22 protein-coding genes are annotated in these 22,026 nt (G+C 35.6%); 8 read left to right on the top strand and 14 right to left on the bottom strand.

The features are described 5' to 3' along the window. Positions 1-202: 202 nt before the first annotated feature. The 4 genes from AC1Q8M_RS00375 (at position 203) to entC (ending at position 5,001) form a co-directional block, all read left to right on the top strand. Complete coding sequence (locus tag AC1Q8M_RS00375) at positions 203-1,306, top strand: efflux RND transporter periplasmic adaptor subunit (protein ID WP_000728805.1); 1,104 nt, start codon at positions 203-205, stop codon at positions 1,304-1,306. Beyond that, positions 1,303-1,977 (top strand): ABC transporter ATP-binding protein, encoded by a 675-nt coding sequence (locus AC1Q8M_RS00370; RefSeq protein WP_000609100.1) that lies wholly within the window; start codon positions 1,303-1,305, stop codon positions 1,975-1,977. Before AC1Q8M_RS00375 ends, AC1Q8M_RS00370 begins: the two co-directional genes overlap by 4 nt. 26 nt (positions 1,978-2,003) lie before the next feature. Beyond that, complete coding sequence (locus tag AC1Q8M_RS00365; RefSeq protein ID WP_404978291.1) at positions 2,004-3,155, top strand: ABC transporter permease; 1,152 nt, start codon at positions 2,004-2,006, stop codon at positions 3,153-3,155. Between the two features lie 457 nt (positions 3,156-3,612). After that, positions 3,613-5,001: a cell wall-binding protein EntC gene (gene entC, locus AC1Q8M_RS00360; RefSeq protein ID WP_025118402.1), complete on the top strand. Its 1,389-nt coding sequence runs from the start codon at positions 3,613-3,615 to the stop codon at positions 4,999-5,001. Between the two features lie 274 nt (positions 5,002-5,275). On the opposite strand, the gene AC1Q8M_RS00355 is transcribed toward entC, so the two are convergent. The 7 genes from AC1Q8M_RS00355 to AC1Q8M_RS00325 all read right to left on the bottom strand — a co-directional run bounded on the left by AC1Q8M_RS00355 (position 5,276) and on the right by AC1Q8M_RS00325 (position 11,842). After that, positions 5,276-6,361: a DUF871 domain-containing protein gene (locus AC1Q8M_RS00355; protein ID WP_098366075.1), complete on the bottom strand. Its 1,086-nt coding sequence runs from the start codon at positions 6,359-6,361 to the stop codon at positions 5,276-5,278. Further along, positions 6,351-6,629: a hypothetical protein gene (locus AC1Q8M_RS00350; protein WP_000900046.1), complete on the bottom strand. Its 279-nt coding sequence runs from the start codon at positions 6,627-6,629 to the stop codon at positions 6,351-6,353. Before AC1Q8M_RS00350 ends, AC1Q8M_RS00355 begins: the two co-directional genes overlap by 11 nt. Beyond that, entirely contained in the window at positions 6,605-7,915 is a 1,311-nt protein-coding gene (locus AC1Q8M_RS00345) for a PTS sugar transporter subunit IIC (RefSeq protein ID WP_001013060.1), read from the bottom strand. Before AC1Q8M_RS00345 ends, AC1Q8M_RS00350 begins: the two co-directional genes overlap by 25 nt. Positions 7,916-7,998: 83 nt before the next feature. After that, on the bottom strand, positions 7,999-8,304 hold the full coding sequence (locus AC1Q8M_RS00340; RefSeq protein ID WP_000275643.1) for a PTS sugar transporter subunit IIB: 306 nt from the start codon (positions 8,302-8,304) through the stop codon (positions 7,999-8,001). A gap of 1 nt (position 8,305) precedes the next feature. Further along, positions 8,306-8,626 (bottom strand): PTS lactose/cellobiose transporter subunit IIA, encoded by a 321-nt coding sequence (locus AC1Q8M_RS00335; RefSeq protein ID WP_000774623.1) that lies wholly within the window; start codon positions 8,624-8,626, stop codon positions 8,306-8,308. 110 nt (positions 8,627-8,736) lie between these two features. After that, positions 8,737-10,677 (bottom strand): BglG family transcription antiterminator, encoded by a 1,941-nt coding sequence (locus AC1Q8M_RS00330; protein ID WP_072939921.1) that lies wholly within the window; start codon positions 10,675-10,677, stop codon positions 8,737-8,739. 76 nt (positions 10,678-10,753) lie between these two features. Next, on the bottom strand, positions 10,754-11,842 hold the full coding sequence (locus AC1Q8M_RS00325; protein ID WP_001253350.1) for a DUF871 domain-containing protein: 1,089 nt from the start codon (positions 11,840-11,842) through the stop codon (positions 10,754-10,756). 319 nt (positions 11,843-12,161) lie between these two features. Between AC1Q8M_RS00325 and AC1Q8M_RS00320 the strand changes: the two genes are divergently transcribed. Then, positions 12,162-13,364, top strand: a complete 1,203-nt coding sequence (locus AC1Q8M_RS00320) for an MFS transporter (RefSeq protein WP_000503253.1) — start codon at positions 12,162-12,164, stop codon at positions 13,362-13,364. A gap of 350 nt (positions 13,365-13,714) precedes the next feature. Further along, a complete protein-coding gene (locus tag AC1Q8M_RS00315; protein WP_000456276.1) occupies positions 13,715-15,370 on the top strand; it encodes a Na/Pi cotransporter family protein in 1,656 nt (551 codons plus the stop codon). A gap of 38 nt (positions 15,371-15,408) precedes the next feature. Here AC1Q8M_RS00315 and AC1Q8M_RS00310 read toward each other — a convergent pair whose 3' ends face one another. Next, positions 15,409-16,404 (bottom strand): YhdH/YhfP family quinone oxidoreductase, encoded by a 996-nt coding sequence (locus AC1Q8M_RS00310; RefSeq protein ID WP_098392034.1) that lies wholly within the window; start codon positions 16,402-16,404, stop codon positions 15,409-15,411. 314 nt (positions 16,405-16,718) lie between these two features. Here AC1Q8M_RS00310 and AC1Q8M_RS00305 point away from each other — a divergent pair, with 314 nt between their 5' ends. Further along, entirely contained in the window at positions 16,719-17,918 is a 1,200-nt protein-coding gene (locus AC1Q8M_RS00305; protein ID WP_000437406.1) for an LCP family protein, read from the top strand. A 148-nt stretch (positions 17,919-18,066) separates the two neighbouring features. Then, positions 18,067-18,507, top strand: coding sequence for a hypothetical protein (locus tag AC1Q8M_RS00300; protein ID WP_000642361.1), 441 nt, complete (start codon positions 18,067-18,069; stop codon positions 18,505-18,507). Between the two features lie 69 nt (positions 18,508-18,576). On the opposite strand, the gene AC1Q8M_RS00295 is transcribed toward AC1Q8M_RS00300, so the two are convergent. From AC1Q8M_RS00295 to AC1Q8M_RS00270, 6 genes are all read right to left on the bottom strand, one after another. Then, entirely contained in the window at positions 18,577-19,341 is a 765-nt protein-coding gene (locus AC1Q8M_RS00295; protein WP_000060742.1) for a sulfite exporter TauE/SafE family protein, read from the bottom strand. Positions 19,342-19,374: 33 nt separating this feature from the next. Next, the gene (locus AC1Q8M_RS00290) at positions 19,375-19,854 is read right to left on the bottom strand and encodes a DsrE/DsrF/DrsH-like family protein (RefSeq protein ID WP_000437741.1); all 480 of its coding nucleotides are present in this window, start codon (positions 19,852-19,854) and stop codon (positions 19,375-19,377) included. 69 nt (positions 19,855-19,923) lie between these two features. After that, positions 19,924-20,220, bottom strand: a complete 297-nt coding sequence (locus AC1Q8M_RS00285) for a rhodanese-like domain-containing protein (protein WP_098400878.1) — start codon at positions 20,218-20,220, stop codon at positions 19,924-19,926. Between the two features lie 14 nt (positions 20,221-20,234). Further along, complete coding sequence (locus AC1Q8M_RS00280) at positions 20,235-20,594, bottom strand: rhodanese-like domain-containing protein (RefSeq protein WP_141532539.1); 360 nt, start codon at positions 20,592-20,594, stop codon at positions 20,235-20,237. 37 nt (positions 20,595-20,631) lie between these two features. Next, the gene (locus AC1Q8M_RS00275; protein ID WP_016513699.1) at positions 20,632-20,862 is read right to left on the bottom strand and encodes a sulfurtransferase TusA family protein; all 231 of its coding nucleotides are present in this window, start codon (positions 20,860-20,862) and stop codon (positions 20,632-20,634) included. A gap of 22 nt (positions 20,863-20,884) precedes the next feature. Continuing rightward, positions 20,885-22,021, bottom strand: a complete 1,137-nt coding sequence (locus AC1Q8M_RS00270; protein WP_098361159.1) for an MBL fold metallo-hydrolase — start codon at positions 22,019-22,021, stop codon at positions 20,885-20,887. Between the last annotated feature and the right edge of the window lie 5 nt (positions 22,022-22,026).

Raw genomic sequence — 22,026 nt, 5'->3', positions numbered from 1 at the left:
TCCTCTCCTTCATACAATATTATTGTAAGAAAGAAACGACGAGTCAATTCATTTGCTTACACTTGGACAAGCTCTACCTTACATTTACATATTCATACCTTACAAAACTGTAAGGTTATTGTAAGCTAAAACGATTTGTCAGATTCTTCACCTCTTCTATACTTAATGTAGATACTAAAACGAACGAAAAGGTGATAAATAGATGAAGAAGAAAAATAAAGTGTTAATTACTAGTGTAGTAGCAATCGGAATTGCAGCTGGATCATACTTTGCATTTGCTGGGGGCGGTTCAGATGTAGCGATGGCATATAGCGGATATAAAGTAACTGAAAAACAAATCCAAAACGCGCAAAAATTTGGTGGCGAAGTTATTCCAAACGGAATTGAAACTATTTCATTCGATCCAACAAAAGGAACATATGAATTAGCTGTGAAAAAAGGCGATGAAGTGAAAAAGGGTCAGCTTCTATTTAAATACAATGATCCGACTGCGAAACAAGGTGTAACAGAAGCAGAAATGCAAAAGAAAATCGCACAAAAAGAAGTAACGTTGCTCCAAAAACAAATTGATGCAGCGAAACAAAAATTACAAAAAGATAAAAATGCAGGCCTTCCTGCTGAAGCATTAAAAGCATCAGAAGCCGAAGTTGGGCAATTAGAATCACAAATTGAAATGAAAAAGTTTGAAGTTGAAAAAGCTGATGAAATGATTAAAGTAGCAAAAGAGAAAGCAAACAATCTTTCTGTAACAAGTCCTGCTGATGGCGTAATTGATGATATCGTAAAAACTGCTGACGAAAAAACAGGTATGAGCGGAATTACTCTTCGTCACGCTGGTCAATTTAAAGTAAAAGGTCAACTTTCTGAATATGAGCTTGCTAGTATGAAAGTTGGGCAAGAAGTAACTGTTTCCTCAAAAACTGTCGCTGGTAAGACTTGGACAGGAAAAGTAACAGAAATCGGTTCTACACCTTTAAAGAGCATGGATGAAAATAAAACTGTTTCTAATTACCAATTCACTGTCACATTAGATAATAGTGACGAACTACAAAACGGCTTCCACGTTTACGTAACAAGTAAATCTGGCGAAGCAACTGGTACAATTATTCCGAAAAGCAGTATCGTGAAAAAAGGTGACAAAAATGTTGTCTTCGTTGTAAAAGACGGTAAAGCGAAAGAACAAGCAGTTACTGTTGAATTCGAGACTGATAGCGAAGCAAAAGTTTCTGGAGTGAAAAAAGGAGAGGAAATTATCTCTAAGCCTGAAAAAGACTTAAAAGATGGTATGGAGGTTGTCGCCCAGTGATTAACTTAAAAGGCATCACGAAATCCTTCCAAAATGGTGCAGAGTCCGTTCAAATATTACACGGGATTGATGTAACACTGAACCAAGGAGAATTCACTTCGATTATGGGACCTTCTGGTTCTGGTAAATCAACATTAATGAACATTATCGGTTGCTTAGATAAACCGACGACAGGTACGTACGAACTAGCTGGTCAAAACATTTCAAACATGTCTGAAACAGAACTTGCACACGTACGTAATAAAGAAATCGGATTCGTATTCCAAAACTTCATGTTATTACCTAGACTTACAGCACTTCAAAATGTAGAGCTACCTCTTATTTACGCTGGAGTCGATAAAAAAGAAAGACGTGAGCGCTCGTTAGCTGCTTTAACAAAAGTAGGCTTAGCTGATCGCGCTACTCACTTACCGAACGAATTGTCCGGTGGGCAAAAGCAGCGTGTCGCTGTTGCACGTGCAATCGTAAATAACCCAAAATTCATTTTAGCCGATGAACCGACGGGAGCACTTGATACGAAAACAAGCACACAAATTATGGACCTCTTTTACGAATTAAATAAACAAGGCTCAACAATTATTATGATTACCCATGATCGTGAAATCGGGGAAGCTGCAGCACGTCAAATTGTAATTCGTGACGGAAATATCGTCCAAGATTGGAGGGGTTAATTTTGAATACGAGTGAAAATATACGCATGGCCCTTTCCTCTATCTTTGCTCATAAGATGCGTTCTATCTTAACAATGTTAGGTATTATTATCGGTATTAGTGCCATTATTACTATCATCTCAATGGGTGATGGTACAAACGCAAAGTTTAAAAAAGAATTAGGCCAAGGAAAAGATAATGAAGTAACGATTTACTACAACAACCCTGATTACGGAACAGATAGTGCCAAAATCACACCTGATATGCTAAACCGTCTGCAAACTGTACCAGGCGTTAAAGATGTATATCCAGACGTAAGTATGAAAGTAAAAGCAGCTGCTGGTTCAAAAGATGTAAATCTTGATTTAAAAGGTGGAACAGGCGCCTTTATGAAAGATTCGAAAATAAAATTAGTTCACGGTCGTGAATTAAATGACAGTGAACTAAACCAAGCAATCCCTGCTGTTATATTAAATGAAGAAGCTTTCAACAAATTATTTAGTGGTTGGGAATCAAACCAATACACAGATATAAAAGGAAAGCCTTATAAAATAGTCGGTGTATACGAAACGAAAAACGACTTCGGAATGCCTATGCCTGAAGGTTATACGTCACTTGAAAACGCGCCTGTCATTTCAGGAGTAAATGAGTATGACTCTGTAAGATTAACAATGACCTCTCCGACAGAACGTAAAAGTGTAGAAAAACAAGCTGTTTCTGTCTTAAACGAAATGAAAGCTCCTAAATTTGAGCACAAATTCGAAGCACAAGATTTAGGTGAATTTACGAAACAACTAGACGAATCAATCGGTATGATGAAAATGGTATTCGGTGGTATTGCTGCTATCTCCTTACTTGTTGGTGGTATCGGTGTAATGAACATTATGCTTGTATCTGTAACAGAACGTACGCGCGAGATTGGTATTCGTAAAGCACTTGGTGCAACACGTGGTAAAGTATTAACACAATTCTTAATCGAATCTTGTATTTTAACAGGACTTGGTGGTTTCATCGGATTCATGCTCGGTATTTTCTTCGCTTGGATCGTCTCAATCTTTGCTGGATGGCCACTCGTTGTCTCAAAAGAACTTGGACTTCTTGCAGTAGGTATTTCAATGCTAATCGGTATTGCATTCGGACTATTACCAGCTAACAAAGCTGCAAAACTTGATCCAATTGAATGTTTACGATATGAATAAACAAAAACGTAGGAGTTTACACTCCTACGTTTTTTATTTACCTATTAAATCGAGTTTCTTCTATTATATATGTTTCACGTTACAACTATCATTCTAATACTCTTCATTATTTATAGGTACTAAGGCTATTATCTAATCCTATTATTGCAAAAATACTATGTAACAGACGAAAATCAAGGCGTAATTTTTTCCATGCTTCGACTGATTTTGTAACAATTATATCGATATTTCATTAAATTTCACCTCATTTATATCTTTTCCCATCTAAAAAGGTTATTATCCCATAACTATTTTTTCATTTAAACAGTAAAATAAGCTGTTTTCGTAACACTATAGATATCCTCAAGAAACATTACTGTAACATTATTAATGTTACAGTAATTGAAATACTACTCATTTTGTGTTTTACATGCCCTAATACGCCAAAAAACAACAAGGAAGCGCTATCAGGATATTTATGGAATTGTTACAGAATATTAATGACCCGTTACGAAAGCTTTGTAATTATATGTTTTTCGCAAATAAGAAAATAATGGTTGCTATAATGAGGTCAACGAAAACAAATGCAATGGAGGCTATTATGAAAAAATTTATGGGTATAGCAACAGCAGCGGTTTTTGGTCTTGGGATTTTCACAACATCTGCTAAAGCAGAAACGATCGTAACGACTGACGTACTAAACGTACGAGAAAACCCAACTACTGAATCAAAAGTTGTAGGAAAATTATTAGATGGATATAAAGTAAATGTTTTACATACAGAAAATGGTTGGTCAAAAGTTCAATTGAATAGCGGTAAAGAAGCTTTCATAAACGCTGACTATACAAAAGACACTTACTACGTAACAGCAAACGTATTAAACGTACGTGCTGGTGCAAACACAGACTCAGAGATTCTTGGTAAGTTGAAAAAAGATGATATAATCGAAACAACACACCAAGTACAAAATGATTGGATTCAATTTGAATATAACGGAAAAACAGCTTATGTTCATGTTCCTTACTTAACAGGTAAAGCACCAGTTAAAGTTCAACCAGTAGTTAAAGCTGAAAAAACAACTACAGTTCAAGATACAGCTAAAGTTCGTGAAGCTGTTAAAGCTCAGGAAGTAGCTGAAACTCAAGCAAAAGCTAAAGCTCAAGAAGCAACTAAAGCTCGTGAAGCGGCAGAAGCTCAAGCAGAAGTTAAAGCTCAGGAAGCAGCTAAAGCTCGTGAAGCAGCTAAGGCTCAAGAAGCAGCTAAAGCTCAGGCAGATGCTGAAGCTCAAGCAGAAGCTAAAGCTCAAGAGGCGGCTAAAGCTCGTGAAGCAGCTAAAGCTCAAGCAGATGCTGAAGCTCAAGCAGCGGCTAAGGCTCAAGAAGCAGCTAAAGCTCGTGAAGCGGCTAAAGCTCAAGCAGATGCTGAAGCTCAAGCGGCTAAGGCTCAAGAAGCAGCTGAAGCTCGTGAAGCGGCTAAAGCTAAAGAAGCAGCTAAAGCTCAAAAACCAGCTACACAACAACCTGCTGCAAAAGAAACTGAAACAAGTGCACCATCATCTTCTCGTGAGTTACGTGTTGTAGCAACAGCTTATACAGCAGATCCACTTGAAAATGGTTATAAAGCAGGCGACCAAGTAAAATCAGCTTTAGGCCACAACTTAACAGCTAATCCAAACATGAAACTAATTGCAGTTGATCCAAGTGTCATTCCATTAGGTTCAAAAGTATGGGTTGAAGGTTACGGAGTAGCAATCGCTGGTGATACTGGTGGAGCTATTAAAGGTAATAAAATCGACGTTTTAATGCCAGATAAAGGCACATCAAGTAGCTGGGGACGTAAAACAGTTACAGTTAAAGTATTAAACTAGTTATAAAAAAGAGTCAGTCTCATCGTTGAGGCTGGCTCTTTTTTTACTCTATTAAACTACTGAAAAATGACATAGTAAATGAAATTATATCAACGATTTTTCAAATATATCTATCGTAACCTACAATATATCAACGATTTTTCGAATATATCTATCGTAACTTATAATATATCAACGATTCGACAAGAGATATCGATTTACCGACAAATTTTGACGTTAAAAGTACTTTAATATTAAAAAGGCGGTCCAAAATTTGGAACGCCCCCTATCTTCCCTATTCCACACAAGTAAACTGCGTCCAAGCTCCTACATAATTTAGTAAGAATAGCTCCTCTTCCGCAATTGTACCGACGATATTTTTCCGTTCATCTATCGGCATTTCTTTTAGAATGATTTGCAGTTCACCTTTATACTTTCCGAATGAGTTATTACCAATTACAACTTGCCCTCTTTCCTGTAGCACACTTTCGCGCATTGGGAAGTCATAGTCTTTATATTTTTTACGCACTTCTGTAGAACGTACCATATACTCTGTTATGTCACCGCGTCTTACGTGTAATTCTTGCAGCATAGCTCTCTTCTCTACTTCTGTTGCTTCGTCTACAAAGTGCACTTTTAGCTGCAACATGTAACGATTTAAGTTTCCTAGTTTCTCTAATTCTTCTTCACTCGCATAAGCATTTCCGATAATGACATCATCAATTAGCCCTGTCGCCCATAAATGCTTCGCTTGTACTTCAATTGGTAAATTCCGATGTTGTTCTAACGTACATAATCCGTCGTTAATATCCCATGGACCGATGTTTGCGGCATGTGATGTAATAAATGCTGCACTGCGAATACCATGCTTTTTAAAGCGTTCACTACAGCGAATGAAATAATCGTACGGAAGACCAGTGAATTTTTGCGGATAAAAATTATGGCAACCAATTAAAGCTGATTTATTCGCTTGATGCGAAAGAATATTTTCTAAGTACGCAATATCGTTACTTACATTTAACTCAATTTTTAAACCGTACGGATTATTCGTCATTTTCGCTTCCGTTAATCCGTCAAAGCCTACATCTAATCGAATACCATCTGCACCTAACTCTGCGAAAAATGATAGATCACTATAGCTAATACCAAGCTGATCAAACACAGCTGGAGCTACATCTAGAATAACTTCCATATTGTTATCTTTTGCGTGATTAATAATCTCTTTAAATTCAGCTACAATTTCTTCTTTCGGACGATTCACAGATAACAAACAAGTAAATATTCTTGAAAAACCGTGTCGTGCCGCTGCGGAAATATAAGCCATATCTTTTTCTTTCGTTGAATGTTCTGGATAAAGTGAAATTCCTAATTTACGCTCCATGCTTTTGCATCTCCTTCACACGTTGTATTAATGCCATGCTCGTAAATCTATATTTTGCAGATAAACACGTTGCACATAAAATTGTCGGTACAATAATTACGTACGGTGAGTGTAGACCTAACATTACATATGCACCCATTGAACAACCGATAAATAAAACTGATACTAGTAGTAACACTAATAAAGATTTACTTTGTACCCATTTCGAATAATGGGCAATACACTGTCCGACCACGAATGTAATTAAGATGATAATTGCTCCGAGCATTCTGTTTTCTCCTCTCCTGCTAATTGTTGTTTCTCATACATTTTGAAGAATGGATAGTAAATAACGAATGAGATTACAAAGTTAACAAGTACAAGTACACCAGCCATAATTGTCCAGTCCGTACTAATTACCGCTGCAATTGGTGCTAACATCGTAAATGGCAATTTCGCCATCATGAGTGGAATCATACCTGAAACAACTGCGAAATATGATACTGTCGTTGTCACTAACGGTGTAATAACGAACGGAATAATTAAGATTGGGTTCATTACAATTGGTGCCCCGAAAATAATTGGCTCGTTAATATTGAATAAACCTGGTACGAATGATAATCTACCTAACTCTTTTAGGAACTTAGATTTAGAGAACATAAACATAATTACTAAAGCTAACGTTGAGCCAGATCCGCCAATCCATACGAACCATTGAATGAACTGCTCTGTAAATAAGTTTGGTAACTGATGTGCATTTCCTGTAGCCGTGAACACTTCCATATTTTCAAGAATTGCGGAATCCCACATCGGACGAATGATTGGTCCTAAAATTGCCGGTCCATGTATACCAAATGACCAGAAGAACACGATTAAGAATACTGTTAATAAACCACCGAATAAGTTATTTCCTACTAGTACTGATTTTAATGGTGCGATTAAGTATGTAATTGTTGTATTTACATCGAATTTCAAACCGTAGCGAATGCCCCAGAATAAAAGAATAACTACTAATGTTGGAATTAATGCTGCAAACGAATTTGAAACTGCTGGTGGTACACTGTCTGGTAATTTTATTGAAATATTATGCTTAATCATAAAATGATAAATTTCTACTGCAATTAATGCTGTAACAATTGCGCCGAATAAAGACGTTGCACTTAATGTTCCTACTGAAATATATCGACCTGCATCAATAACACCTGGTACAGCTTTCGTAATTTGAATTGGTTCAACTGATGCTAGTAAAAAGGCGAGTACAGATAGTAGCCCTGCACTTAATTGATTGAGCTGATAAAAGTTCGCGAGCGAAGCCCCTACACCAAACGCTGCGTATAAGGCCATTAGTCCTACTGTAAATCGGAATGGAATATCTAAAATATGGCGGAACGGTGCAATCCATTCCATATATGCATCAATTGGTAAATTTAAAAAGATAACGAAAAATGACCCGACGATCGTTAACGGTAATGTAGAAATAACCCCATTTCGAATTGCCAATAAATGTCGTTGTCCTGCAATCTTTTGCGTTGTTGGCATAATCTTTTGTTCCATAAAACTCATAAACCCATTCATCAATAGCCCTCCTCTTTCTCTCTACTATAAAAGAATGAAATAAACTTTATAACATTATAATGTTTATATTTAAAAAGATATAATTATGTTAAAACTAATTGTTCTGCTTGCTTAAGCACCTTCAAACCATCACACATGCCATAATCTCGTTGGTCTATAATTGCAACTGGTATGTTGTATGAGTTTGCAAGAAACTCTACAGCTGGAAATAAATATTTCACTTGTGGACCGATTAAAACGACATCGGCTTCTTTTATTTCAAGTTTCACAAGTTCTGAATCAACCGCCTTAATTTTATAATTCTTCCCCTGTTTCTTTGCCTCTTCTTGCATTTTTCTTACGACCATACTCGTTGACATGCCTGCTGCACAACATAATAAAATATACATCTTATACTGTCACTTTCTCTTCTACTCGTTTATGAAGAGTAATAAATTCTTCAGCTAGTTCTTTCACTGTAATTGCATTCATTAAATGGTCTTGTGCGTGCACTAACAGTAAACTGATTTCTGCATGATTTCCTCTTGCCTCTTCTTGAATTAAATCCGTTTGAATACGATGCGCTGCTGAAATTTCCTCACTAGCAAGTTTCATCTTTTCACCCGCATTCTCAAAATCTCCTTGTCTTGCAAAAGCGATTGCTTCAAGCGCTGCACTTCTCGCATTGCCACCATGTAAAATTAACGCAAATGGAGTTTGCATATCAGCCATTTTAAATTCCCCCAAGCTATATGTTTTCTATATTTTTATCTTATTATGAAAACGCATACAATTAAACATAAAAAACTTCCGTTATGTAACGGAAGTTTTTATATACTTTTTCAAAATGATAATAAAATCTCTTGAAAATCTTCAATTACCTCGGTCTGAGTAAGTTTCTCTATCGTAGTTTGACTAGACATAATATCATATAAAAAATCATAAAGCCTTTGCAAATCTTCATTATTATTGCGCTTTACACTAAATAAAATAATTACTTGTACTTTTTTATCTCCCCAATCAACAGCCTTTTCAAGTGTGCAAAACATCAAAAAAGTTTCCTCACTTAATAACTGCATCGGATGCGGGATTGCAACTGAATTCCCAACCGCTGTCGGAGACGTATTTTCTCTTTCCATAACAGAAGCATAAAAGTTTTCTTGTACATAATGTTTCTCAGCAGCTTTCTCACATAAAAACTGAATAACATCCTCTTTCGTAGAAGCACTATGATTTAAAAAGATTAAATCTTCCTTAATATATTGCCGCACACTATTATTTACATGCGTAAACAACCGCTGACCAATCGATTTAATCTCTTTATCATCAAATATTGAATTCACTTTTATAACTGGAACAGGCAAGCCACTCGGTATATGAATCGTACTAATAATACAATCTATTTTTTCTTTATAAAGATCTTCTACTTTCAATTGATAATAGCCTGTAATACCTACAATCTCTAATTTATCTCGGAACTGTGATAAAATTTTATATTTTAATAGCTGTGCACTTCCTTGACCAGTCGCACAAACTAATAAGCATCTTTTCTTTTGATTTTGCTCCTGCAAACGGCTCATCGCTCCGCCGAAGTGAATTGCAATATAGCCAATTTCACTTTCAGGGATCGATTCACCCGTATATTCACCAATGATATCTCCAACAAGAACCGCAATTTCAAAAGCATACGGATAATTCTTTTTCACTTCTGCCAAAAGAGGATTTCTCGTATTTAACTTATACTTCAAACGATTTAATAACGTTTTTAAATGAATACCAAATCCAAATAATAATTCTTCGTCATAATAAAAAATAAGATTCCGTTCTTCCGCTACTTTAAAAAGAATATGTTGCATAAATGCATATATATCTTTCCCTAATAGCTCTTCTACATTTTCATAGCGATCTCTCGTTGTAACAGCAGTACTTAATAAATGCATCGTCACATATAATACTTCTTCTTCTGGAAATGAAAATTTTAACTCTTTCTCTAAATCTCCTAAAATCTGCTTCGCAATTGTATATTCTTTCTTTATTATAAGTTCTGATTGCTCCGCATGCAGTCCTTTCATATAATGTTGACTTTGACAACGCTTTAATGCGATTGCAATATGAATGACTAAATTATCAATTTCTATATCAGATAAATATATTGTTCCGCCTTCAATATACTTTAATATAATTGAACGAATGAGTGATATATGAGGTAGCGATAAATACGTCTCCGTCTGCTCAAATTGCTCATGAAACGGAGTATGGTCATAACGCGGTAAACCATATTGTGATAAACAAGAACGAATATTAAATTCCTTTCCAACAATACGTATACCATAATACGGTCTCTTCTCAATTTGTAATTTATAGCGACTACATATATCTGTAACATCTTTCATAATTAAATTGACCGTTGATTTGCTCACATAAATCTCTTCCGCTAATTCTGAAAGCTTCACATATCCCTCTGTCGTTAAAACACGCTGCAGAATGTACGCTATTCTTTCTTCATAAGAAGTTGGAATCTTTTCCGTCTGTTTTTGAAATAGACTCACACAAAATTCTTCAAATTTCTTCATTTGTATAATTTCTAATTCGTACCCAGTCCCTCTTTGCGATTCGATTTTCGCTCCGTTTTCTTCCAATATATCATTTAATAATTTTATATCCTTTTGAATCGTCTTCGTCGATACATGTAAACGGCCCGCTAAAAAAGCTCGATTTAACATCGATTTCTCTTCTAAAAACTCCTCTAAAATAGAAATTAATCGCTGATGCACCTTTGTCATAGCTCTTCCTCTCGCTCTTTATATATAAATGGGGAAAAGCTGCTGAAATCAGTAGTTTTTCCCCTTTATATTCTCTCTATTTCTTTAATGTGAACCCGAATTTATCCCATGCTTGTAAATAATCTAATAAGAAAATTTCTTCTTCTATAATTCGACCAACTACATTTGTTTTTCCTGTATTCACCATATCTTTTAATGCAATTTGTAATTCGCCTTTATACTGGCCATATTGTTCATTATCAATTAATAAATCTCCACGCTTAATTTCACGCGTATTATGAGGTTTAAACTCTTCTTTTTTATATTTCACACGACTTTGTGTAGAACGAATCATATATTCAGATACATCTCCGCGATAAAAATGTGGTTCGTCTAATACGATAATTCTTTCTAGTTCTGTCGTTGTATCATATAGTTCTATATCAAATGTTTGTTTCTCTTTATTTAATGCACCTAGTGCTTGTAATTCTTCTTCTGACGCATATGCGTTTGCAATAATAACATCATCAATTAATTCCGTCGCGAATAAATGCTTCGCCTGTGTTGTCATCGGTAATTCACGATGCTGCTCTAATGTACATAACCCTTCTGTTACTGGCCAAGGTCCGTATGTTGCATCAAATGATGAAATAAAAGCAGCCGTTCTCATACCGTAATCTTTAAATTGTTTCGAGCATTTAATGAAATGATCGTATGATAACCCTGAATAACGATGCGGATAAAAATTATGACAACCAATTAAATTTTCACGATTTGGTCTATGACTCATAATGTTATCTACATACTTCGTACCATTACTCATATTAATCTCAATTTTCAAACCATACGGATTATAAGTCATAATTGATTCTTCTAATCCTGAGAAACCAACATCTAAACGAATACCGTACGCACCTAATTCATGGAAGAATGATAAATCATTATACGAAATACCTAATTGTTCAAAAACAGATGGACTAATATCAACTAATACTTGGAACCCTAATGCATTCGCATGAGAGATCGTTTCTTTAAATTCTTCTATAATTTTCTCTTTTTCTCCATCCACAGATAATAAACATGTGAACACACGTGTAAATCCATATTTACTTGCTAATGTTAAATACTCCTTATCTTTCTCTACTGTTGAATGTTCTGGATAAATAGAAATACCTAATCGTCTCATATGTACACGCCTCTTTCTTCATCATATTGTAAACCTTTTCAAATATATGTAGTGAAAAAGTATATATCCCCTTCTTGTTCACTACCCTTTTGAATCCGCTTTCTTTAAAGAAAAAACAATTTCTATCATTCTTAACACCTACAAGTCTATACATCTATACTTTACATCTTTTTGTCATAGTTGTGTAGCTTTTACACAAATTTGTCAGTTTTTCATCTTAAAAATTGTTATCCGTTTTCAAGACACCTTCCTTGACTGTTTCATTGGCCAATACATATACTCGAAAGAAAAGAGAAAATTTTATATAGGGGATGAATATATGGGAGAAGCAATACTCGTAAAACGAGAACCGTTATGGACAAAAGAGTTTGTTGCTTTAATTTTTGCAAACTTATGTATGTTTTTAGGGTTTCAAATGTTAATTCCAACCTTACCTGTTTATGTGAAAGAAATTGGTGGCACAAGTTCCAATATCGGATTGGTTGTCGGCATGTTTACCGTTGCGGCACTTTTTGTTAGACCGCTAACTGGGAACGCCTTGCAAAAATTTAATAAAAAAATCATCTTAATGATCGGTACTGCTATTTGTTTACTCGCTATGGGCAGTTACCTTTTCGCCTCAACAATCTTTCTCTTGCTTGCTGTTCGTATTTTACACGGAGCTGGTTTCGGTATTACAACGACTACATATGGAACTGTCGTTTCTGATTTAATTCCCTCAGCTCGCCGCGGAGAAGGCATGGGATATTTTGGTCTTTCTGGAACAATCGCAATGGCCCTCGGTCCACTTATCGGACTATGGCTTATGCAAACATATAACTTCACAATTCTTTTTTTATGTGCATTATCGTGCACAATTGTTTCATTAATATTAACGAAACTACTTCAAATCCAAAAAACGAAACAGCCTCCACAACAATCATCTAGTTCTTTTCTCGATGGATTTATTGAGCGTAAAGCTTTACTTCCTTCATTATTAATATTATGTATTACATTAATGTACGGAGGAATCGGAAGTTTTATAACACTATTTGCTACAGAAGTCGGCATAGCTGATATTAGCCTTTTCTTTTTATGTAATGCACTAGCAATTGCTGTGACTCGTCCATTCTCTGGAAAGCTATATGATGCGAAAGGCCATACTTTCGTCATCATTCCGGGAGTTATTATAACGTTTACAGGTATTATTTTATTGTCGTATACGACGACAATTCCGAGCTTAATTATTGCTGCAGCATGTTACGGAAGTGGTTTTGGGGCGATCCAACCTGCACTACAAGCATGGATGATTGACCGCGTAGCGCCGCATCGACGTGGCGTAGCAACGGCTACATTCTTCTCCGCATTTGACCTTGGTATCGGCGCTGGAGCTATTATATTTGGATTTATTGCTCATTTTACAAACTATGCAACTGTATATCGTTACTCCTCTCTGTTACTTATTGCTTTTCTCTTCATTTACATTACAAGCATAAGAAAACAAAAGCATAGCGATAAAAACACGGAAAAAGCTGCTGGATAAATCAGTAGCTTTTTTATCGTGTTAAAAAATTATTTTCCCTCATTTTGCTGTTATAAAACTACATGCATTTTCCTACATATTTTTTTAACTTTCATCAAAAAATATACGATGAACTCGCAGACGCTTTCCTTGATATTCAACTGAACATTATTATTCTAAAAAGTGTGATTTCTTTACAAAATTAAGATTTTCACAAGATGAAAACCAATAAAATACAGCTGTTTCTTTAAGGGATTGTAAACTTTTCTTCTCTTTGTAAAATTAGTGTAAATTTTACTAGCAAACCGTTTACAGTGCCTCAAGGTTCAGTTAATAATTACATCGTACATGAAATTTAAGGAGTGGAATGCGTGGAATATAATGTTCAAGATATGATCTTCCAGTTCATTGGTGGATTAGGTATTTTCTTATTCGGGATTAAATACATGGGCGATGGACTGCAACAAGCAGCTGGAGATCGTCTTCGAGATATTCTAGATCGTTTTACAACAAACCCACTTATGGGTGTACTAGCAGGTATGTTAGTTACTGTATTAATCCAATCAAGTTCAGGAACAACCGCTTTAACAGTCGGACTTGTAAGTGCTGGATTTATGACATTAAGACAAGCAATCGGTGTTATTATGGGTGCAAACATCGGTACGACAGTTACTGCATTTATTATCGGAATTAAAATCGGAGAATATGCTCTCCCAGTTATGGCAGTTGGAGCAATCTTACTATTCTTCTTTAAAAATAAAAAAGTACATTCTGTAGGTCAAGTTGTATTCGGTTTTGGTATGCTATTCTTCGGTTTAGAATTAATGAGCGCAGGTATGAAACCTCTTCGTTCTTTAGAGTCATTCCAAGATTTAATGATTAGCATGAGTGATAATCCAATTTTAGGAATTGTTGTCGGTACAGTCTTCACTTTAATTGTACAGAGCTCAAGTGCAACAATCGGTATTTTACAAGAACTATTCGGTCAAGGTGCAATCGATTTACAAGCATCTCTTCCTGTATTATTCGGTGATAACATCGGTACGACAATTACAGCAGTATTAGCAGCTATCGGTACTTCAATTGCAGCAAGACGTGCAGCATTAGTTCACGTTATCTTTAATATTATCGGTACAATTATCTTTACAATTTTATTAGTACCATTTACAAGTTTAATTCAATATTTCCAAACATCATTAAACTTGAATCCAGAAATGACTATTGCATTTGCACACGGAACATTTAACGTAACAAATACAATCATTCAGTTCCCATTCATTGCAGTATTAGCATGGATTGTAACAAAAATTATCCGCGGCGAAGATTCTGCTATTAATTTCAAACCGCAACATTTAAATCCAATCTTTATTGAACAATCTCCAGCCATCGCTTTAACTGAAGCTCAAAAAGAGATTATCCGTATGGCTGAGTTCTCATTACATGGATTAAAAGAAGCAAATCAATTTTTAAATACACAAGACAAAAAACACGCAAACATGGCTACTCAATTAGAAGGAGCTATTAACAATTTAGATAAAAAAATTACCGAGTATTTAGTTTTACTGTCAGAAAAGCCACTTTCACCTACGGATTCTGAAAAACATTCTGTTTTAGCAGGTGTTGTTGGAGATATTGAACGTGTCGGTGATCATGTAGAAAACCTTGTAGAACTTGTAGATTTCCAAATTTCAAACCGTGTTTCACTATCAGACGAAGCATTAGCTGAATTAAACGAAATGCTAGAATTAACGATTTCAACACTGCAAGACTCAGTTGAAGCTTTAACAAACTTCGATACTGAACTAGCTCAAACTGTTATTGCAAAAGAACGCAAAATCGACCAAATGGAACGTGTTCTTCGTAAACGTCACGTATTACGTCTAAACGAACGCAGCTGTTCAGGTGATGCAAGTATCATCTTCGTCGATATGGTAAGTAACTTAGAGCGCATTGGCGATCACGCTGTAAATATCGCTGACGGTGTTTTAGGCGAACAAGGAAAAATCAATTTAAAACAATCATTATAATGAAAAAAGAGACGCTAACTTAAGCGTCTCTTTTTTCATTATATTTTAACAACTGTTCTTCCTTTTAACTTTCCTTGCAATATAAGTGTAAACTTCTTCTCTAATTCTTCTAATGTACATTCTTCTGTATAAGATAGTAATTCTTTATTTCCCCATTCTTTCGCTAAAAGCGTCCACACATCTCTTCTCACATCCACTGGACATTGCACGGAATCTACCCCTAAAAGGCTTATGCCTCGTAAAATAAATGGATATACTGTTGTTTGTAGTTCCTGGCCTGCCACATTACCGCATGTCGTTACACAACCACCATACTTTACTGTTTTTAAAGCTGTTTCTAACATATGTCCACCTACAGTATCGATAACTCCGGCGTATATCCCTTTTAACATCGGTCTTCCTGATTCATCATTCAATTCCGCGCGATGAATCACTTTTTTCGCTCCTAGACGTAGTAGCATCTGTTCCTCTTCCATTTTCCCTGTCGCTCCTACTACGTTAAACCCTAACTTACTTAATATACTAACAGCTACACTCCCTACGCCGCCTGTAGCACCCGTTACTAAAACATCTCCCATACTAGGCTTGATTCCTGCTCCAATAAGCTTATATACCGACAAAGCAGCAGTAAAACCCGCTGTCCCATACATCATACTTTCCTTTAATGACATTCCTTCTGGTAAAGGCACGACCCAAGATGATGGGACCCGAATATATTCTCCGAAACCACCAGAGGTATTCATACCTAAGTCATATCCCGTTACAATAACTTGATCTCCTACCTTAAAGGAGTTATCTTCACTACTCACAACTTCTCCTGCGGCATCAATTCCTGGCGTATGAGGATACGTTCTCGTAACACCTTTATTACCAGTAGCTGAAAGGGCATCTTTATAATTTAATGAAGAATAATGAACTTGTATGAGTACGTCTCCCTCAGGTAAACTACTTACTTCTCTCTCAACAACTTTTCTTACAAACTGATGATTTTCCGTTTCGTTCACAACGATTGCTCGGAATGATGTATGTTTCATTATGCTCTCTCCTTTATCCGTCAAATTCTTCTTTATTATATAGAAAAAATAAGTAAGCTTACTCATTTCTTCTTGGCTATATTTCAACAAATCTTACTTCCCTATCACTTTCTCATAATATATATTTTCATTTCTACTAATAGCCCTTATACTTATTCTACATCTACAAAATAATATATAGAAAATCTGACTTTTTATAAATAAATTGAATTTTTACGAAATGTAAATGATTTGTAATGTTTTTTTTCGCTAAATTTCATTATAATAAGTGGATATGAGTGTCGTATTTCAATCCAAATGAAGGAGTACAAGAAATGGAGCAAAACCCATCTTTGCAAGAAAATACACGCAGTAAACCGAAAAAAAATAAGAAAAAAATAAAAATTATTATAAGCGCTATACTATTCGTTTTATTAATAGGCGGCGGTTATACTTGGTTTTTAGTAAATAAAGCATCTTCTGCTGTTCGAAATGCCGCACACGATTTAGCACGCGGTGATAAATCTGATTTACGAGATAAAGCTGTAAAACCTATTACAAATAACGTCTCTGTTTTAATAATGGGTGTTGATGAAAGCGATGTCCGAGGAAAAGAATATGGTGAAGCTATAAGAACAGATGCGCTTTTACTTGCAACATTTAATAAAGATAGCAAAACTGTTAAACTATTAAGTATCCCACGTGACACATATACTTATATCCCAATAGAAAAGAAAAAAGATAAAATTACACACGCTCATGCATTCGGTTCTGCTAAAAACGGAAAAAATGGTGGACCACAAGCAAGCATTGATGCAGTTGAAAAATTAATGAATGTTCCTGTCGATTATTTTGTGAAATTTAACTTTAAATCATTTATAAAAATCGTCGATGACTTGGGCGGTGTTGAAGTTGATGTACCAGTTGAATTTACTGAGCAAGATAGCAATGATAATGCTGAGGCAATTCACCTAGAAAAAGGTGTTCAAAAGTTAAATGGCGAAGAAGCTCTTGCTCTTGCTAGAACAAGACACATCGATAGTGATGCAATGCGTGGACAACGTCAACAACTCGTTATCGAGGCTATTTTAAAGAAACTAACAAGTGTTGGTTCTGTAACAAAAGTTGGCAACATCATTGATGATATTAACGGACAATTCGTTACAAACTTAACATTTGATGATATGCTTTCATTCTATAAATATGGATCGGATTCGGAAATTGAGAAATTACAAATCCAAGGTGATGATTGCTATATGGCAAAAGGTGACGATACATGTAGCAAATCTGCTGGTGGTGGTCGAACTTACTACTACAATCCAGATAAAAAAGAATTAGCTAATGTTACAAATGAACTTCGTACTCATCTTGGGCTACCTGCATATACAAAGTCTGACTCAGACTCTGATTCGAAAAAGACAAAAGAATCTAAGTCTGAAAATTCAAGTGAACGCGAATCAAGTAACAATGAAGTGAAAAATAAGAACAAAAATAGCAGTGAAGATACAGAAACATCGTCTAACGACAATGAATAGTAAAGAAGCAGTACTCTATGGAGGTAGAGTACTGCTTCTTTTTATTTCTTCAGAATCAAAAATCAGAACTTTCTAACTATCTTTTTTAATATTTTTAAATTATAATAAATAGTAGCAATCTATTCCAATTATCAGGGGGCTCATACATATGAAAGCTGCAGTAAAACATAACATCTCAGATTTTAAAGACTACTTAAAATCCAACGATATATACATGGAAGAAAATATAGATGAAAATGATGGCTCTGTTCATTTTTCAGTAGGATTAGAGACAGAAGCTGGCGCAAAAATTCAACTTATCGCTGCTTTCCAAAACGAACATCCTACGGTAGATATATACTGCTTCAATGTTGCTCACGTGCCTGATGCAACATCAACAAATGATATTTTACATGTTATTAATGAATTAAACACATCTTATCGCTTTGCAAAATTCACATTAAACAAGCAAAATGCAATTGATATTTCAGCATCTCTTGCATTCTCAGAACCAAACTTTAATCCAGCACTTGTCTTTGAACATACGAGAATGCTATATAAATTAGCAAATGACGAATATAAAAACTTAATGAAAGTTATTTGGGCATAAAGTAAAACTATAATCCGTTAGGTTTACGGGCAATAAATAAAAGGATGGGCTGTAAGCAGCACCATCCTTTTATTTTGATATCATATCGATCCACATTTTAACAGCAGTGCCTACAATTAAAGTGGACAATACATATTGCAGTACTTTTTGATTTAGCCTCTTCCCGACTCGTGCTCCAAGTGGCGCAGCAAATATACTGGCAACCGCAATAATTAGAGCTGGAATGATAACTACTTGCCCAGTAATCACTTTTCCTGTAGTAATCCCTATTGAGGAAATAAACGTAATAGCGATAGATGTCGCGATCGTCATGCGCAGTGGTAATTTTAAAATAACTAGCATAATGGGAACTAAAAGGAATGAACCTCCAGCTCCTATAATGCCTGAAGCTCCCCCTACAACGAACGCTAACAAGCTTGCTAACCATTTATTATACTTCACATCTCCACTATTATTTTGTTTCGGTACAAACATCATAATAGCTGCAATTGTAGCTAATGCTGCATAAACAACATTGACTGTATGTTCCTCTAATATGTTAGCACCGAAACTCCCTATGAAGCTTCCTATTAATATACTAGCTCCCATATACATAACTAACGTTTTATTCATGTCATTACTTTTCCGGTATGCCCACGCGCCTGCAAAAGTTGCAAAGAATACTTGTACCGCTGTAATACCGCTCACTTCATGTGACGTATAGCCAGTAAATCCTAGCAATACTGGAATGTATAAGATCATTGGATAATTAATAATCGCGCCACCAATCCCAACCATTCCTGATATAAACGATCCTATAAACCCAATTATAAAAAGTAATACGACTAAGCTCATCTTACATCCCCCGCCTTCTAAAAAGAAGGTGATTTAAATGAATAAGTTTACATTCCCATCCGAAGCATCTGCTAAATATGCCCCTACGCCTGCAAACTCTACCCCTTCCATAATCTCTTCCTCTTTTAACCCTAATAAATCTACTGTCATTTGACAAGCTACAAGTTTAATTCCTTGTTCTTTCGCCAAATCAATTAAATCTGGCAAAGGCATTGCGTTATGTTTTTTCATAATGCCTTTAATCATCTTTGGCCCCATGCCAGCAAAATTCATTTTGGATAATCCCATCTTATCGGCACCGCGTGGCATCATTTTTCCAAATACTTTTTCTATAAATGTTTTCTTTACATTCACATGTTCATCTTTCCTTAAAGCATTTAATCCCCAGAAAGTATGAAAAATAGTTACCTCTTGGTCATACGCCGCTGCACCATTTGCAATAATATAAGCAGCCATTGCTTTATCGTAATCTCCGCTAAATAACACGATTGTCGTTTTCTTCTGTTGTTCCATATTGTTCTCCCTCCAATTACCTATAGGGGTATTTATCTGTTTATAAAAAGGCCCAAATCACTTACTTCACTATATGACTTTACCTTCCCACGCTAACATACCACCTATCATATTGATTGCTTGAAAACCGTAGCTCTCTAGAAACTGAACTGCTCTTCCACTTCTTCCGCCAGAGCGACAAACGATAATATACTCTTTCTTTTTATCCAACTCATGCATTCGAAACTCTAATAGCCTTAGCGGAATATTACATGCTTCTGGAATTCTTCCTTCTGCTACTTCTGCTACTTCACGGACATCTACGATATTTACTGCTTCTTTACGTAACAATTTTTCTTCTAATTCTTTTGCTGTCATTTCTTTCATTTTAAAGTCCCTCCTCACAAAGCATTCATACCACCTGAAACGTTTATTACTTGCTGAAACCCTAGTTTTTTCAACATCTTTGCAGCTTGCTTACTTCTCATTCCACTTTGGCAAATAACGATTACTTCCTTATTTTTATCTAACTGACTTGCTCTACTAGCTAACTCATTTAACGGGATATTCTGAAATCCTTTCATATGATTTCCTCTATATTCACCTACTGTACGAACATCGATAAATTGTTTCCCCTTTTTTTCCACTATATTCTTTAATTCTTTTCCACTGATATTTTGCACACCTTTCACTGGTAAAAATCGTGAAATAACAAACCATGTAGCAAGTACAATGAAAAGCGTACTTACTATTGTGTTCATATAACCACCCTCTCTGCATTTATAACAATATTTTTTCCTACGCCTTCTTAATCCAAAATTTCAGCACATCAGCTTCTTCTACATGCTTTACGATGTCATGACCACCTTTATTTGCCCACGCTGGAATATCCTTAACTGATCCTTTATCCGTTACATGTACTTCTAACACTTCTCCAGTTTGCAAAGTATCCATCGCTTTCTTCGTTCTTACAATCGGCATTGGACATGCTAAACCTTTCGCATCTAATACTTGTTTTATATTCATCATCAATTCCTCCAATTTGTTATTTTTATAATGACTCATGCACTGCACAACGATTTGGGCCAATCTCCATTTCACGCTCTTCTTCCACACTCGGATGAATTTTCCCCATATTCGTTTGACGAATTTCTTCGTATGCATTTGGTTGTGGCGGTAAGTTCTCTGTCACAGTTTTACGAAACTCTATTTCATCAGCAATATTTAACCCTACATTCTCTTTAAATAGATCATGTAAGCTCGCACTAACAATACCACTTTCATCCATTTCACTTATTTTTGAATAATGAGCTGGTAAAACAATTAAATCTTGAGACAGTTCCTTATAAAGTGTATATAACGTATTTCTTAAATCACTCACCCAATCTTCAGCCTTACCAGCAAGATCAGGACGTCCAATTGAATCTACAAATAAAATATCGCCTGATAATAAATAAGAATCATCTACAATAAATGACGTACTTCCAATCGTATGCCCTGGTGAGTATAACGCGTCAATTTCAATCTTTGTACCCCCCACCGTAATAACAGATCCTTCTACAAGTGGTTCATATGAGAAAACGACTTCCTCGGCATCTTTTGGCGGTAACCAATACGTACCACCTACCTTTTCTGCTAACTTACGCCCACCAGAAATATGGTCTGCATGTAAATGTGTATCCATTACATTCGTAATCGTAACACCATGCTCTTTCGCAAACTCCTCATATGCTTCAACCGTTCTTACTGCATCAATAACTGCTGCTTCATCGTTAGAAACAACCATATAAGATAAACAGCCTTTTCCAAGGCGATTAAATTGATATATACTTCCTCCGCCCTGTACATCCCCTACTTTTAACGGCTTCACATATTCACTCCAAGCTTTCATGCCACCAGCTAAATAATAAATATTTTGTAATCCCGCCTCTGTTAATTGCTCTGCCACAAATATAGAAGACCCTTCTTTTGCACATACTACTAAAACATCTTTATCTTTAGGTAATTCACTTACAATATGATCTACACCATCTAATAAGTCAAAGTAAGGTCTATTAATAGAAGAAACTTGTTTCCCTTCAATTTTCCAATCTTCATAATCCGTCTCATTACGAACATCTAAAATAAATAACTCTCCGAATAAAACTTTCTCTGCCACATCTTTTGCTTGTAACGGTTTAACATTCATTTAAT

The organism is Bacillus sp. GW823-FHT06A10, from assembly GCF_058795375.1.
This window is presented reverse-complemented; position numbering and strand designations above follow the sequence as displayed.

Bases quoted from the DNA above. Each gene is read 5' to 3' on its own strand.
- AC1Q8M_RS00365 (WP_404978291.1), top strand. From the start codon at position 2,004: ATGGCCCTTTCCTCTATCTTTGCTCATAAGATGCGTTCTATCTTAACA.
- AC1Q8M_RS00275 (WP_016513699.1), bottom strand. From the start codon at position 20,862: ATGATGAATATAAAACAAGTATTAGATGCGAAAGGTTTAGCATGTCCA.
- AC1Q8M_RS00295 (WP_000060742.1), bottom strand. From the start codon at position 19,341: ATGAGCTTAGTCGTATTACTTTTTATAATTGGGTTTATAGGATCGTTT.
- AC1Q8M_RS00335 (WP_000774623.1), bottom strand. From the start codon at position 8,626: ATGGCTGATATGCAAACTCCATTTGCGTTAATTTTACATGGTGGCAAT.
- AC1Q8M_RS00270 (WP_098361159.1), bottom strand. From the start codon at position 22,021: ATGAATGTTAAACCGTTACAAGCAAAAGATGTGGCAGAGAAAGTTTTA.
- AC1Q8M_RS00280 (WP_141532539.1), bottom strand. From the start codon at position 20,594: ATGAACACAATAGTAAGTACGCTTTTCATTGTACTTGCTACATGGTTT.
- AC1Q8M_RS00375 (WP_000728805.1), top strand. From the start codon at position 203: ATGAAGAAGAAAAATAAAGTGTTAATTACTAGTGTAGTAGCAATCGGA.
- AC1Q8M_RS00305 (WP_000437406.1), top strand. From the start codon at position 16,719: ATGGAGCAAAACCCATCTTTGCAAGAAAATACACGCAGTAAACCGAAA.
- AC1Q8M_RS00355 (WP_098366075.1), bottom strand. From the start codon at position 6,361: ATGGAGCGTAAATTAGGAATTTCACTTTATCCAGAACATTCAACGAAA.
- AC1Q8M_RS00320 (WP_000503253.1), top strand. From the start codon at position 12,162: ATGGGAGAAGCAATACTCGTAAAACGAGAACCGTTATGGACAAAAGAG.
- AC1Q8M_RS00330 (WP_072939921.1), bottom strand. From the start codon at position 10,677: ATGACAAAGGTGCATCAGCGATTAATTTCTATTTTAGAGGAGTTTTTA.
- AC1Q8M_RS00300 (WP_000642361.1), top strand. From the start codon at position 18,067: ATGAAAGCTGCAGTAAAACATAACATCTCAGATTTTAAAGACTACTTA.
- AC1Q8M_RS00285 (WP_098400878.1), bottom strand. From the start codon at position 20,220: ATGAAAGAAATGACAGCAAAAGAATTAGAAGAAAAATTGTTACGTAAA.
- AC1Q8M_RS00310 (WP_098392034.1), bottom strand. From the start codon at position 16,404: ATGAAACATACATCATTCCGAGCAATCGTTGTGAACGAAACGGAAAAT.
- entC (WP_025118402.1), top strand. From the start codon at position 3,613: ATGGAATTGTTACAGAATATTAATGACCCGTTACGAAAGCTTTGTAAT.
- AC1Q8M_RS00350 (WP_000900046.1), bottom strand. From the start codon at position 6,629: ATGCTCGGAGCAATTATCATCTTAATTACATTCGTGGTCGGACAGTGT.
- AC1Q8M_RS00290 (WP_000437741.1), bottom strand. From the start codon at position 19,854: ATGGAACAACAGAAGAAAACGACAATCGTGTTATTTAGCGGAGATTAC.
- AC1Q8M_RS00340 (WP_000275643.1), bottom strand. From the start codon at position 8,304: ATGTATATTTTATTATGTTGTGCAGCAGGCATGTCAACGAGTATGGTC.
- AC1Q8M_RS00345 (WP_001013060.1), bottom strand. From the start codon at position 7,915: ATGAATGGGTTTATGAGTTTTATGGAACAAAAGATTATGCCAACAACG.
- AC1Q8M_RS00325 (WP_001253350.1), bottom strand. From the start codon at position 11,842: ATGAGACGATTAGGTATTTCTATTTATCCAGAACATTCAACAGTAGAG.